At 49.3% G+C, this 14,642-nt stretch carries 8 protein-coding genes; all 8 read left to right on the top strand.

The genetic code is table 11. The features are described from left to right. Positions 1-3: 3 nt before the first annotated feature. The 8 genes from rsfS to D0C16_RS11925 all read left to right on the top strand — a co-directional run bounded on the left by rsfS (position 4) and on the right by D0C16_RS11925 (position 14,632). Positions 4-336: a ribosome silencing factor gene (gene rsfS / locus D0C16_RS11960; protein ID WP_151032586.1), complete on the top strand. Its 333-nt coding sequence runs from the start codon at positions 4-6 to the stop codon at positions 334-336. Between the two features lie 222 nt (positions 337-558). Next, positions 559-1,035, top strand: coding sequence for a 23S rRNA (pseudouridine(1915)-N(3))-methyltransferase RlmH (gene rlmH, locus D0C16_RS11955; protein WP_151032585.1), 477 nt, complete (start codon positions 559-561; stop codon positions 1,033-1,035). 59 nt (positions 1,036-1,094) lie between these two features. Next, positions 1,095-3,128, top strand: a complete 2,034-nt coding sequence (mrdA, locus tag D0C16_RS11950) for a penicillin-binding protein 2 (protein WP_151032584.1) — start codon at positions 1,095-1,097, stop codon at positions 3,126-3,128. Then, a complete protein-coding gene (rodA, locus tag D0C16_RS11945; protein ID WP_151032583.1) occupies positions 3,128-4,282 on the top strand; it encodes a rod shape-determining protein RodA in 1,155 nt (384 codons plus the stop codon). The genes mrdA and rodA overlap by 1 nt, the downstream gene beginning before the upstream one ends. A gap of 45 nt (positions 4,283-4,327) precedes the next feature. Then, positions 4,328-5,356, top strand: a complete 1,029-nt coding sequence (gene mltB, locus D0C16_RS11940) for a lytic murein transglycosylase B (RefSeq protein ID WP_151032582.1) — start codon at positions 4,328-4,330, stop codon at positions 5,354-5,356. Between the two features lie 22 nt (positions 5,357-5,378). After that, on the top strand, positions 5,379-6,275 hold the full coding sequence (locus tag D0C16_RS11935) for a septal ring lytic transglycosylase RlpA family protein (protein ID WP_225319005.1): 897 nt from the start codon (positions 5,379-5,381) through the stop codon (positions 6,273-6,275). Between the two features lie 100 nt (positions 6,276-6,375). Then, positions 6,376-7,662: a D-alanyl-D-alanine carboxypeptidase family protein gene (locus D0C16_RS11930; protein WP_151032581.1), complete on the top strand. Its 1,287-nt coding sequence runs from the start codon at positions 6,376-6,378 to the stop codon at positions 7,660-7,662. A 493-nt stretch (positions 7,663-8,155) separates the two neighbouring features. Next, positions 8,156-14,632 (top strand): starch-binding protein, encoded by a 6,477-nt coding sequence (locus tag D0C16_RS11925; RefSeq protein ID WP_225319004.1) that lies wholly within the window; start codon positions 8,156-8,158, stop codon positions 14,630-14,632. Positions 14,633-14,642 lie beyond the last annotated feature (10 nt).

The raw sequence follows: 14,642 nt of genomic DNA, 5'->3' as shown, positions 1-14,642 counted from the left end.
TGAATGTCAGATTTAAATAAAGCGATCATCGAAGCCCTTGAAAATCTCAAAGGCAAAAACATTGTCACGCTCGATGTACGCGAACTCAGCGATGTGATGGACACATTGATTATTGCGAGCGGTACTTCCAGTCGTCACTCGCGCTCATTGGCAGAGAATCTGGTAGAAGAGACCAAAAAAGCCGGCTTTCGTGCATTGGGTGTTGAAGGCCTTGAAACCGGTGATTGGGTGCTGGTCGACTTCGGCGATACCGTAGTGCACGTGATGCAACAGGAAACCCGCGATTACTACGAGTTGGAAAAACTCTGGTCGATGAAGCCTGCGAATCGTACGTAATTACTGATGAGTGCGTCGCTGCAGATTTAGCAGTGACGGACTGTCGGAGACAGGGGTGAGGCAAGCGTTTGCAAAACATGTTTTGCGCGCAGCTGAACGACAACAGGTTTACCTGTTGGCAGGCCCGCCCAGCGGTCGACGACAAGCCTACATGGATGTATTCACGGCGTGTCCGGCACTGCTAAATCTGCAGTGATGCACGGTGCTAAAAAGTATCACCGAATGCGCATAAGAATTATCGCCGTAGGCACAAAAATGCCCGATTGGGTTGAAGCGGGTTACGCGGAATATGCCAAGCGTATGCCGCGCGATCTCACTGTGGAAATGGTGGAGTTGCCACTCGCCCAGCGCAGCAAAAATAGTGACATCGCCAAAGCCATGGAAAAGGAAGGCGAAGCTATGCTTGCAGCAATTGAAAAAGGCGGCAAAGACGAACAAGTCATTGCGTTAGAGGTCAAAGGCAAACCCTGGAGCACCGAACAACTCGCGGAAAATCTCGCGAGTTGGAAAATGAGTGGCAACAACTACTCATTATTAATTGGTGGCCCGGATGGATTGGCACCGGCGTGTGTGCAAAAGGCGTCGATCAAATGGTCGCTTTCGCCGTTGACCTTGCCGCATCCACTCGTGCGCATTTTAGTGATAGAACAGTTATATCGGGCCAGCAGTATTTTGCAAAATCATCCATACCATAAATAATTTGCAGAAAATAAAACCATCACCGCCACATCAACCTTGATTTAATTTTCGGCCCGACCATGCAAGAAAACCAACATTTTAAAGATCACCAGCGCGAAGCTAAATTATTTCGCAATCGCGTGCTGGTGATGGCAACGTTTATGTTGCTATTGGTATGCACGTTGGTTTATCGCTACTACGATTTGCAAATCGTTAACTACGAAGAATACGCCACTCAATCCGAGCGCAACCGCGTTCACGTGCAACCAGTACCGCCGACACGCGGTTTGATTTTTGATCGTAACAATGAATTGCTGGCCGACAACAAAGCCAGCTTTACCTTGTCGGTAGTCAGTGCGGATGCTACCGAATTAAATAACACCATCGAGCTGCTCAAAACCCTGATCGAAATTACCCCGTCCGATTTGGGCAAATTCTATAAAGCGCAAAAGCAGCGCCGCCATAAGCTCGACCCGGTTCCGCTGCGTTATCGTCTGACCGAAGACGAAATTGCGCGTCTCGCGGTAAACCAGCATTTGCTTGAAGGCGTAGAGGTTAATGCGGAGTTGGTACGCAACTACCCGCACATGGATATGTTTGCTCATGTAATTGGCTATACCGGGCGTATCAGTGAAAAAGATATGAATAGCTTTACGCCAGAGCAACTGCAGCGCTATTCGGGTACCCATGCGATTGGCAAGAGTGGTATCGAAAGCAGTTATGAAAATGTACTGCTTGGACAGGTGGGCAGCCAAAACGTAGAGACCAATGCCCGTGGCCGGGTCATGCGCGTGTTGGATCGTATCGATTCGGCGCAAGGCAGCGATTTGCATTTATATTTGGACACGCGCCTGCAAGAAACGGCGGTTGCTGCCATGCAAGGGCGCCGCGGTGCGGTAGTGGCAATTGATGTAAAAACCGGCGGCGTATTGGCAGCGGTCAGTAATCCCGGGTTTGATCCCAACCTGTTCGTAACCGGTATTGGGTATCGCGATTACAAAAACTTGAATGACGATATTGATACCCCTCTATTTAACCGCTTCTTGCAAGCGCAGTATCCGCCTGGTTCCACCATTAAACCGGTAATTGGACTGGCGGGTTTGTACCATGGCGTTACTGACGTAGATCGCGCGATTTCAGACCCTGGTTTTTTTACACTGCCGGGCAGTTCGCGTATTTATCGCGACTGGAGCCTAGCCAAGACCGGAGGTGGCCACGGTCGGGTGAATCTTAAAGTGGGTATTTCGCAATCCTGTGATACCTATTTCTGGGATCTGGGTACCCGTATGGGAATCGACAAGATGAGTGCGTTTGGTACCCATTTTGGTTTGGGTCTGGCAACGGGTATCGATGTTCCCAGTGAGCGTAAGGGCATTTGGCCATCGCGGGAGTGGAAGCGGGCCGCCAAAGGTCAGGCCTGGTATCCCGGCGATACGGTAAACATGTCTATCGGACAGGGCTTTGTGTTGGCAACTCCACTGCAATTGGCGGTGGTTGCCAGCACCATCGCTAACCGAGGTGTGCGCTACCGGCCGCAATTTGTGCAGCGCATTGGCGACAAGGTTCATGAGCCGATTATCGAAGAAACGCTGGATGCGAAAACCGAATACTGGGACGCAATTTTTGAGGGTATGGCTGAAGTGGTCCACGGTCCGCGCGGAACTGCTAACCGCTATATGAGCCCCGGTGCGGAATATCGCATGGCGGGTAAGTCGGGTACGGCGCAGGTGGTGGGCATTGCACAGAACGCCAAGTACAAATCGGAATTGCTCAAGGAGCGTCACCGCGATCACGCACTGTTTATCGCGTTTGCGCCGCTGGAAGACCCAAAAATCGCTGTGGCCGTCATGGTCGAAAATGCGGAAGGTGGCTCCAGCAAGGCGGCGCCGGTGGCTCGCTGGGTAATGGATGCCTATCTGCTGGGTTATTACCTGAAACCGGGAGAGCCGGTTCCTCCGTTGGGATTTCACCCAGCCGCTATTATTAAACGCGCGAACAATTACATTGCCGAACGCAAAGCCGCGCGCGAAGCCAAAGCGGCAGAAGAAGCAGCAAAATTGGCGGGCTCATCCGCATCCTCGGTATCTACTTCCAGTGCGGGAGCTAGCCAATAATGAATCGACAGGATTTTCAGCGGCGCATGCCGGAAGCGTCACGTGCGTTCAGTCGTCCGACGCGCTTGGCGGAGCGTTTACACATCGACTTTTTCCTATTGATGTTGTTGCTGTTGCTAACCACGATTGGCCTGACCGTACTCTACAGCGCCAGTGGGCACAACTTGCCCAGTGTGGAAAAGCAGGGCACTTTTTTTATCATCGCTTACGTGACCATGTTCGTGGTGGCGCAGATCCCGGTGGATTTTATCCGGAGGATGGCACCATTCGCCTATGTAGGCGGCGTCCTGTTGCTGCTAGCGGTGACTATTTTTGGCGATATTTCCATGGGCGCCCAACGCTGGTTGCAGATCGGCAGCTTTCGCTTCCAGCCCTCGGAAATTATGAAGCTCGCCATGCCGATTACCGTAGCGGCCTTCCTGAGTAGCGGGTTTCTGCCGCCGAGTTTTAAACGCGTAGTCGCCGTATTGGCGCTGATCGGAATTCCCACCGCGTTGATTATTGAACAGCCAGATTTGGGTACATCGATTCTGGTGGCCACCTCGGGAATGATGGTGTTGTTTTTCTCCGGATTGTTGTGGCGCTACATCGCGGCTGCGGCAGTGGTTTTTGGAGCGAGCCTTTGGCCCATCTGGCATTACATGCTGCACGACTACCAACGTCAGCGGGTGTTAACCATGCTCGATCCGACGCAAGATCCGCTCGGTACTGGCTGGAATATTATCCAATCCAAAACCGCTATTGGCTCCGGTGGTCTCTCGGGCAAAGGTTGGATGGAGGGCACCCAGTCGCGTCTCGACTTCCTGCCAGAAGGCCACACGGATTTTATTATCGCGGTGATGTCGGAAGAGTTTGGGTTGCTGGGGGTGATAATGCTGTTGACGGTTTATGCGTTGGTAATTATTCGTGGCTTGACCATCGCGGTGAAATCGCAAAACACCTTCGGACGCCTGCTGGCCGCCAGTGTTAGCTCGACCTTTTTTGTGTACGTGTTTGTAAATATGGGTATGGTGTCGGGCATGCTGCCGGTGGTGGGTGTACCCTTGCCGCTGATCAGTCAGGGCGGTACCGCGATCGTTGCGCTCTTTGCCGGGTTTGGTTTGTTGATGGCTATCTCCACCGAACAGAAGCGCGTGATGACGCCCCAGTCCTGAAGCAGATGCGGTTGTTTGTCGAGCAAAAAAATGAGAAGAAAGGTTATGCGTTTTCCCCACATTAAATCCTGGTCGTTAGTTAAGGGCTGGCTCGGCGCGGTTGGTTTAGGCTTGTGCGCGGGTGCCAATGCCGATTACAGCCAGCATCCACTGGCGGCGGAATTTGTGAATGAGATGGTGCAGCAGCATGGGTTTACTGCCGCCGAAATCAATCAATGGTTGAGCAAGGCGGAGAAGCGCCAACCGATTCTGGATGCCATTGCGCGCCCGGCGGAAAAATCCAAAACCTGGAAAGAGTACCGACCGATTTTTATTATCCCTGTGCGCATCACTAATGGTGTTGCCTTCTGGAATGAGAATCGCGCGGCGCTCGCGCGCGCCGAAAAAGAGTTTGGTGTGCCCGCCGAAATTATCGTGGCGATAATTGGAGTGGAAACCAACTACGGTAAAAATACTGGCAGTTGGTATGTAATAGATGCGTTAACCACGCTCGCATTTGACTATCCGCCGCGCGCGCCTTTTTTTCGCTCAGAACTGGTGAATTATTTCATCCTCACGCGCGAGCAAAAGCACAATCCGCTTGAATTTAAAGGTTCCTACGCAGGCGCTATGGGTTATGGCCAATTTATGCCCTCCAGCTACCGCAATTTTGCAGTGGACTTTAACGGCGATGGTTTTACGGATATCTGGAACAACACTACCGATGCGATTGGCAGTGTTGCCAACTACTTTAAAAAACACGGCTGGCAAACAGGCAAGCCAGTGGTTGCTCCCGCCAAACTTACCAAAGCGCGCGAACAAGTCAGTGCTCATGCATCGTTTAACAAAGTTGAGCAGCCTGTGCTTACTCTGGGTGATTGGAAAAAACTCGGTGTAGCACCAATAGTAAAAATTGCGGCGCGCACACCGGCAATCACTGTTGAATTTGAGGGCGTGAATGGCCTGGAGTATTGGTTTGGTCTGCAAAACTTCTACACCATCACCCGTTACAATCGCAGCCCCATGTACGCCATGGCAGTCTATGATTTGAGTCAGGATATTAAAGCCGCTATGAAACAAAGCGGAAAAAAATAACGCTTACTCAAGGGCAAAGCACATGCAGCAATATTCATCATCGCCAGTTTTTAGCAAGCATCAACCCCGGATGTATCTAGTATTGGCGTTGTTGTGCGTGTTCCTTGCCGCCTGTTCCGGTTCCAAGCCCAAAACCAAAACTACTGAGCCCTACAATCCTAATGATGGTCGTTATAAGCACGATAAGGATTTTGGCCCGAGTGAAGAGGTAGACCTCTCCCACATTCCTGATGCGGTGCCGCGCTATGAAGTTCGCACCCGCGCGGGTAATAAAAATCCTTATACGGTATTGGGTAAAACCTATCACCTGATTAAAGATGAAACCTCTTACAAAGAGCGTGGCTACGCCTCTTGGTACGGCAATAAATTTAATGGTTACCACACCTCCAATGGCGAGCTCTACGATATGTACGCCATGACCGGCGCGCACAAAACTCTGCCAATTCCCTCCTATGTGCGCGTGACTAACTTGGATAATGGTAAGAGCGTAGTCGTGCGTATTAATGACCGCGGCCCATTTCATCAGGGGCGCATCGTCGATTTAAGTTACGCGGCGGCCCAGCGCATTGGTATTCACAAGGCCGGTACCGGACGGGTGGAAGTTGAAATTGCGCTACCGGGGGATGCGCCGCCTATTCCGCGCAAGGCAGAGACTTCAGTGGCCAAGCAAATTGAAGCAGCGCTGCCACCGGGAACCTACTTGCAGATAGGCGCATTTGGTAATAAACAAGCCGCGCAGGATTTTGCGTCGAACCTGGGTACGAAGTTAACGTTTCCAGTAGTGATAAGTTCTGCGTCCGCACCTAAAGAAATTCATCGCGTGCGCCTTGGTCCGTTTAAAGATGCAAAAAATTTACAGCAAGCGCGCGATCAATTAGCGCGCGTAAAAATTTATGAGGCCCATGTGGTCTATCAGTAATTTCATAACGCTGACTTTGTGAACAAACGATTCAGTTTAGGTTCACCCGAAATAGTTAGTGTGGCACCGTTTATTTTTGTTAGAAGAGTGTTAATCGACCATGATTAAAAAATCTATTGTATGTGGACTGTTATTTTCATCGGCTTTGGTAGTTGCCCAGCAGCCAACCATCCAGCAACCAACTGTTCAACAATCTGCACCGCAACCGGCAACAGCACAACCAGCGCAACTGCCAAATGCCCAGTTGCCAGCATCGACTCTGCCTGCTGCTCCAACACCCGGTCAGGTAGTTGAGCAAAAGCCACAAGTCATTCCCGCTGCACCGCAATTAGCCGCAACGGGTTTTATTTTGGTGGATGCCACCACGGGTAGTATCGTGGCCGAATTTAATTCTGATCAGCGTTTGCCACCAGCGAGCCTTACTAAAATGATGTCCAGCTACTTGGTGGTGGATGAAATTGAAAAAGGCAAAATCACGGAAGATGCCATGGTGAACATCAGTGTGAAAGCCTGGAAAATGGGTGGTTCACGCATGTATGTGAAAGAGGGCACCCAGGTTTCGGTGATTGATTTGTTGCGCGGTGTCATTATCCAATCCGGCAACGATGCCACTGTGGCACTGGCTGAATATGTATCTGGCAATGAAGATGCGTTTGTCGATTCCATGAACCAGCGAGCAGCGCAATTGGGCATGGCAAACACCCATTTTGAAAACTCTACCGGTTGGCCTGCAGAAGGACATTTAACGACTGCAAAAGATTTGGCCATTCTGGCGCGTGCGATTATTAATGATCACCCGACGCACTATCCGCTCTACGCGGAAAAATATTTTTTCTACAACAATATTCGCCAACCTAACCGCAACCTGCTGTTGTTCCGCGATGAAACTGTGGACGGCCTGAAAACTGGTCATACCGAAGAGGCGGGCTATTGTTTGGTGGCGTCTTCCAAACGCGAGAACACGCGTTTTATTGCGGTTGTTATGGGAACCGCTAATGAAAGTGCGCGCGCTGCAGAAACACAAAAATTATTGGCGTATGGTTTCCGCTATTTCCAAACCACCCAGTTGTACCAGGCGGGACAACAAGTTAGCACTTCACGCGTGTGGGCCGGGAAAACCCAGGAAGTAACGCTGGGTATTCCCAACAATATTGTGCTAACTATTCCGAAAGGCCGTGAACAAGCCATGCAGGCCAAAATGCACATCAACGAAATTATCAAAGCGCCTATTGCCGTGGGTCAGGAGCTGGGCAATTTAACCGTTGAGTTAGATGGCCAACTCATTGTGAATACCCCAATTGTTGCGTTGCAACCCGTTGAAGAAGCCGGTTTTTTCGCTCGCTTGCTCGACAACTTGAAGTTGTTCTTCCGCAATTTATTTAGCTGATTATAAAATCGGTTCATTTGATTTCGAACCTATCTGCATCCAATACAAAGGCAGCTTCGGCTGCCTTTGTATTTTTTGAGTCGATGCTTGCATACGTATTCATCTTGCCGGGTGCAGGTTGTAAAACTATTCTGCTCGAGTGGTGTTCTGTAAAAATTGTTTTATCAACAATAGAAAAAGTTTTTCATAATAAATACGAATTAAGACCATTATCGCCCGCGTTGGCTAAACGCCTTTTAAATACTCTTACGTAGAAAATTGATTCAGTGGCATTGATCCGGTAGCAATGGCAGCAGGTTTTCTTGCAGCCAGGGATCTGCATAATTTTTGTTTGATTGACTCAATCAGCTTGGTTGGAAAATAACATTGAGTTTTTCAGGTGCGCCATGCATCTGTGGCTTTGCTTTGCCTTAAATAATTCAAATTACATAACAATAATATATCCAGGTGCCTAGATTGCTATTCGCCTGGTCGTTACCGGGAGAGAGACACTATGCACGCTTCATCAACGGCTATTGCTGCCCATTCGCAGCGCTACTTCCTGTGCAGTTTTTTCCTGCTGTGCGCATTGGCTTATGCACAGGCTGGTCAGGCCCAAACTTGGGTAAACAGCTATTTTCGCGGCACGCCCAACAATTGGGCAGCGACGGCAATGACTAAAAATTCCTCGACGGGTTTATGGGAAACCCAACAAAGTTTTTCGGGCGCGAACCCGCGCTTTAAAATTAGTCGTAACGCTGAAAACTGGAATGAAGCTTACCCCGTGCAGGACTATTTAATTACTGGCGGCGATGGCGATTACAAAATTACCTTTAATGATTCGAGCAAGGCAATTGTTGCAACCAAACTGCCTATTGTGCTCTCTGCCAATAATATATGTTTTAGCAACCCGAATAATTTTGCTACGCCTTATATTTATTTTTGGAATCCACTGCCTGCGGGGGCAGTGACCCCTTTGCCCGCTTGGCCCGGTAAGAGTATGACCAAGCGTGGCATTTTTTATTGTTACGACTTCACAGTTGCGATTCCTGCTGGTATGCAGATGCCGGCTTCGCTGGATGTGATTTTTAGCAACAATGGTGCAAACCAGACGGCGAACCTGAAATACACGGGTGCGGCCTGCTATGATAATAATGCTTGGAAAACATTAGCGCAGTGCGGCTTCAGTGTAATTACAACCTCATCAGCGGCGAGTATTTCTTCTTCGTCTGTTGCGTTATCAGCGACATCATCCTCAGTTGGTTCATCATCAATAGTCTCATCAATAACCACATCCATTATTTCGTCAAGCGCGATTTCTTCATCGGCAGCCCTAGGTTCATCCGCAGCGTCTTCCAGTAAATCCAGTTCTTCAGTTAGCTCTATTACCAGTTCTGCCACTGCGGAAAAAACAAAAATCTATTTTAAAAATACCGCTAACTGGGCTTCGGTCAATATCCATTATTTCAATGTGCAACCTGCATTGGCTGGCTCAACCTGGCCTGGCCCGGCGATGATTAAAAATATCAATGCCCCAACATTTTACAGTCACGAATTTGCCAGCACGGTTACTTCAGCGGGCATAGTGTTTAGTGTGAATGGCAATCCCAAAACGATCGATTTAAATTTTGTTGCGCCGAATAATTGCTACGACTTTGGTACAGCAAGTTGGAAAACCGCTAGTACCTGCGGTGTACCCGCGGAATTGGTTGCCAATGCCGGTGTGGATCGCAAAGCCAATATCAATACGCGTCAGGCGTTATCGGCGGCAGCGTCAATTGGAAATTATGTTAGCGCTAATTGGACCAGCCCGGCGTGGTCAGGTGCATTGACCGGCAGACAAGTGGTAACACCATTGTTGAAAGCTGTCGGCAATATCACAGTAACGCTCACACTCACGGCGGCTGATGGCAGTACCGCCACTGATACTATGGTGATTAATGTTGTTGCCGGCGCTCAAGCATTACCCGAGCGCCCGCAATTGGCTGCGCCGCTTGGTTTTCCCATTAGTGGCACTGTGAGTGCGGGCAAGTATCGCTTTGTAAATGCCTACCCGAATTTAACTGAATATTTCTTTTCGCCGGTGATGGTCACTAACGACGGCATTAATGATTTGGTGTATGTCGTCGACAAAGAAGGCGCGATTTATGTGTTCCCGAATAATGAAAATGTAATCGCCTCTGAAGTGCGAAAACTGTTGGATATCAAATCCACCGTGCTCAACAACAATGAAAGCGGGATGTTGAGCATGGCGTTTGATCCTTATTACGCCACCAATGGTTTTATTTATGTGTATTATCTTTTTGGTGAGACAGATAATTTTTATCCGCGTACGGATGGCATAGTCGGTGGCAAAACCGGCGATGCGATTATCGAGCGTTGGACAGTTGATAATCCGGCAAATCCAACCTCTGCCGGTGCCAAAGTAGAAGTGTTGCGCATTCCGCAAATTGGTGAAGACCACAAAGGCGGCATGATGCAATTCCATCCCACTGAACATTATTTGTATGTGGGAATTGGTGAGGGCGGTTACGGTCACAGTGCGTTTACGCAAAATCCCTTACCCAGTGATCCTTACAATCGTCGCACCAATAACAGCGCGCAGGATCCAATGACATTGCGCGGAAAATTTATTCGTATTGAGCCATTAGCCCAAGCGGTAGATGGAAAATATTATCGCGTACCGGCCGATAATCCTTTTGTTGGGCGCGCTGGTTACTTGCCAGAAATTTGGTCCATGGGCCATCGCAATCCTTGGCGCTGGGCGTTTGATACTGATGCACCTTACACTCTGTGGGAAACAGAAATCGGGCAGGATACGGATCTCGCCTACGAAGAAGTTAACATTATTACCAAAGGCCAGAATTACGGTTGGCCGGTGTGTGAAGGTACGCGCAATCGTGGTGCACTTGGTGGCGATGCACCAAAAAATTGTTTAACAGATTTTGTTCCGCCACGCGAAGGTTATGGGCGCACCTCCGGTGTTTCCATTATTGGTGGATTCGTTTATCGCGGCACGGATTTACCCAACCTCAATGGCAGTTTTATTTTTGGTGATTACGTCAGCAAGCGCCTCTGGTCGGTTGCCAATGATGGCCAGGCAAAGAAATTAATTAGCGAGGCTTTTCCGCACTACATTTCATCGATTGGCAAAGACCTCAAAAAGAATTTATTAGTTTCCAGTCACGGTCGCGAACTGGGTGGGCCTTCCAGCATTTTTAAAGTGGTGGATGATGATGTTTCATCCGCACAAATTCCACCGACCTTGTCGGCAACCGGTTTGTTTGCCGATTTGCCCAATGCCATTCCCGCGCACGGCGTTATTGAATACACCGTAAATACCAAAGGTTGGTTTGATGGCGGCCAGGTGCGGCATTTTATGGCGCTGCCCAATACCAGCAAAATTACTGCTGATGCAGCAGTTGATCCAGTGGCAATTTGGGATTTGCCTGTTGGTTCGGTAATCGTCAAACATTTATCGATAGCGACATCGACCAACGCCAATAAACCTTTCACTACCTCGGTATTATTTCGTCAGGAATCCGGTTGGCAAGCGGCAAATTATCGCTGGAATGCAGCGGGTACTGATGCGGATTTAGTTACTGAATCGTCCGTAGAACCCGACGGTGGTGTGGTGAGTGTGGTGCGCAAGGTGGAGACGGGCAGTACCTGTGCTGGCTGCCACAAAGATGCTGGTGGAAAATTAACACCCTTATCGATACACAACTTGCAATTGAACAATCATTTCAATTATCAAGGAGTCACAAACAATCAATTGGATGTGTTTAATGCGATAGGTTTGTTCACGTCGCCTCTGAACAACAGCACCAGTTATGCAAAATTCACAGCACCAACGGATGCAAGTGTTGACCTGACAGCACGCGCAAAATCCTATCTCCACACCAACTGCTCTCACTGCCACTCGGGTACTTCGGGTGGTATGGATATGCGTTACGGCACTGCACTGGCAGCGATGAAATTAGTCAATGATCACAATCGTGTGGTGCCTGGAATTCCTGCTAACAGTAACGTCTATAAATATCAAACCGGTGCGGGCATGCGTATGCCGTATGGATCGGTGGCAACCAATGCTGAAGCAGAAAATTTATTCCGTAACTGGATTATTGAATTAGGTGTTGATGTTGTTCAAACCGGTATTGAAATAACCGCAACCAAAGCTTCGCCTGAAGTTAACGAGATTGTTGGTTTAAGTGTGGAATCGGTTTACAGCAACGGCACTCGTTTGCCAGTGTCGGGGTCAATCATTTGGTCATCAAGCAACCCGGCCATTATTTCCACGCAAGGTAAAACCGGTGCGGCAATTAATGTTACTGCGTTAGCAACTGGCGCTGTAACTATTACCGCGAGCAGTGATGGTTATAACGATAGCATTGAACTGGAAATTGTTCCGGCGACAAATCCGGTCACTGCCCTGGCAATTACCGGTGCCGCAAATTTGCGGTTTAAAACTGGCGAGACGCAGCAATTGGTTGCGGTAGGTACAGCAGGCGATGATTTGCTGGGCATGAATGCACAAGTGAATTGGGCGAGTAGTAATACCTCTGTGGCAAGTGTATCGGCGGCGGGTTTAATTACCGCGGGTGCAACCGCAGGCACGGCAACTATCACTGCAACTTACGGAACAATTTCTACAACCTATACGGTGACGAATTTAGGTGCGGGGCAATATGTGTATGTGAAAAAGCCGGCCGCGTGGGCAACGGTGAATACGCATATCTGGACTAACCAAAATGGTGTAGAAACAAATCGCACTGGTGCATGGCCAGGGCCTGCAATGACGGAAGCCGCCGCTAAATACGGTGCAAATTGGTTGCGTACATTTATTCCTGTGACATGGGCAAATACCGCAGGCAGTACCAATATTATTTTCAGCAACAACAAAGCCAATCAAACCGGCACTTTAACGGTAAACCAATCCAATCCGGGTTGGTATGACGCCGCCTGGTTAACAGCAGAACCTGCATTGGCGGTAGTGGAATCGGGCACGCAAATTCAAGTGGGCAATGGCACTGCGACTATCGCGAACAGCGCCAACCTGAGTGGAAAATTATTTGTACCCGGCACTCTAGTTGATATCAAAGCAAACGCTGCCGGTCCGGGCATGAAATTTGTGCACTGGGAGGGAACCGGTGCAGCCTATTTGTTGGATGCCAATAGCGCGAATACAAAAATGGTGGTGGGTAATGCCGTTTCACTTACGCTACTTGCAGTGTTCGATACCGTTACCGACCAGCATCAGGTGGCGCGCAGCCATTATCAAAGCCAGGGTTGCAATGGTTGTCACGGCAGTGATGGCAATGGTATTCCCTCATTACACGATTTACAAACGCGCTACACGCTAACGAGTTTGGCAAATTATATTGCAACCAATATGCCCAGAGGTAATGTCGGCAGCTGCACCGGTACCTGTGCAAGCAGTATTGCGGCGATGATTTTTGATGAGGCGTTTATTGCACCGGCGGGCGTGTGCAACGCAGAAAGCCTCGACGATTTAATTCCGCAAGATCGCAGTTTCCGTTTGCTATCAACATTGGAATACAACAATTCAGTACGCGATTTGTTGGGGCTCGCAACCACTGTCGATTTCACCAGCGGGCGCATCCCGGCAGATATTCCGGTGAATGGATTTAAAACCAACGCCAATACTATTTTTACTAACGATTACGCCAAAGGTTATGTGCTTGCTGCCGAAGCAGCTGCCTCCATGGTGAGTCATATTTACAGTCTCACACCGGGATGTAGCAACGCGACTTGTTTTGTGCAGACTTTTGGCAAGCGCGCCTATCGCCGTCCGTTGAGTGCTACAGAAGTTACTAAATTAGTTGCACTGCAAACAGCGCAGGGCAATCTCGCATTGCTCACCGCCATTCTTTCATCGCCCTCCATGTTGTATCGCTCGGAAGTGGGTGAACTAAAAGGCGCTTATTACGAACTCACGGATTATGAAGTTGCTGCTATGTTGTCCTACACCTATTGGGCAACAACGCCAGATGCGGCATTAATGGCGGCGGCTGATGCAGGGCAGTTGAGTACGCCTGCACAAATTTCTGCCAAGGTTGCGCAAATGCTGCAAGACTCCAAAGCGCAAATTGCCTTCGAGCGTTTTATTACTGGTTGGCTGGATCTGGATAAAGACATTAAAACCTCCGTATTAAGTGCAGGCCTCAAAGCTGATATGAAAGCGGAAACTATTGAGTTAGTTAAGCGCACGGTATTTAGCGGTGGCAGCTACAACGAATTGCTCAATGCCAATTACAGCTATATGACGCAACAGCTTGCGACCCATTACGGTTTGAGCTGGCCGGGTGGCAGTGGAATTCAACGCGTGGATTACAACGCGGCTAATGCTGAACGTCGCGGGTTGTTAGGGCATGCGGGCATTCTTGCCATCCAATCGGCATCGGAAAAAACGCATCCGGTAAAGCGCGGGTTGTTTGTGCGACGCAATCTGCTCTGCCAGGATTTTCCGCCCCCGCCGGTAGGTGCTGAATTAAAACCATTGGAAGACCCAAGCCTTACCGTGCGCGAACGTTTTGAGCACGCGCATTTAAAAGAGGGTTGCGAGGCTTGTCATCAATATATCGACGGCATTGGTTTTGGTTTGGAAAATTACAATGCACTGGGTTTGTATGTGACCAACGAAACCACCGATAACGGCTTGGTAAAAATAATTAATTCGCTCGGTTATATCGGCAGTTTAAATTCGGCGGAGACTTATTTGTCTGAAGCGGAACCGGTAGTGACCTATCAGGGTATGGATGAGTTGGCGGGTCTGATTGCGGGCAGCACCAATGCCAAAGCCTGTTATGTGCGGCAGTGGTATCGCTATGCACGCGGGCAACGCGAGGAAGTGAATGATAGTTGTACGCTGCAAGTCATCGGCAAAACCTTCAAAGAGTCAAGCAATGCCAGCATGCTGGATTTGATGATCCAGTTTACCCAAACCAAAAATTATATTTTGCGCAAGTAAGGGCGGAGGG

The sequence above is a fragment of the Cellvibrio sp. KY-GH-1 genome, assembly GCF_008806975.1.
In the GTDB taxonomy this organism is placed as follows: domain Bacteria; phylum Pseudomonadota; class Gammaproteobacteria; order Pseudomonadales; family Cellvibrionaceae; genus Cellvibrio.
This window is presented reverse-complemented; position numbering and strand designations above follow the sequence as displayed.

What these genes read in the sequence shown, in the direction of transcription:
- rsfS (WP_151032586.1), top strand. Translation starts at nt 4, where the DNA reads ATGTCAGATTTAAATAAAGCGATCATCGAAGCCCTTGAAAATCTCAAA.
- rlmH (WP_151032585.1), top strand. Translation starts at nt 559, where the DNA reads ATGCGCATAAGAATTATCGCCGTAGGCACAAAAATGCCCGATTGGGTT.
- mrdA (WP_151032584.1), top strand. Translation starts at nt 1,095, where the DNA reads ATGCAAGAAAACCAACATTTTAAAGATCACCAGCGCGAAGCTAAATTA.
- rodA (WP_151032583.1), top strand. Translation starts at nt 3,128, where the DNA reads ATGAATCGACAGGATTTTCAGCGGCGCATGCCGGAAGCGTCACGTGCG.
- mltB (WP_151032582.1), top strand. Translation starts at nt 4,328, where the DNA reads ATGCGTTTTCCCCACATTAAATCCTGGTCGTTAGTTAAGGGCTGGCTC.
- D0C16_RS11935 (WP_225319005.1), top strand. Translation starts at nt 5,379, where the DNA reads ATGCAGCAATATTCATCATCGCCAGTTTTTAGCAAGCATCAACCCCGG.
- D0C16_RS11930 (WP_151032581.1), top strand. Translation starts at nt 6,376, where the DNA reads ATGATTAAAAAATCTATTGTATGTGGACTGTTATTTTCATCGGCTTTG.
- D0C16_RS11925 (WP_225319004.1), top strand. Translation starts at nt 8,156, where the DNA reads ATGCACGCTTCATCAACGGCTATTGCTGCCCATTCGCAGCGCTACTTC.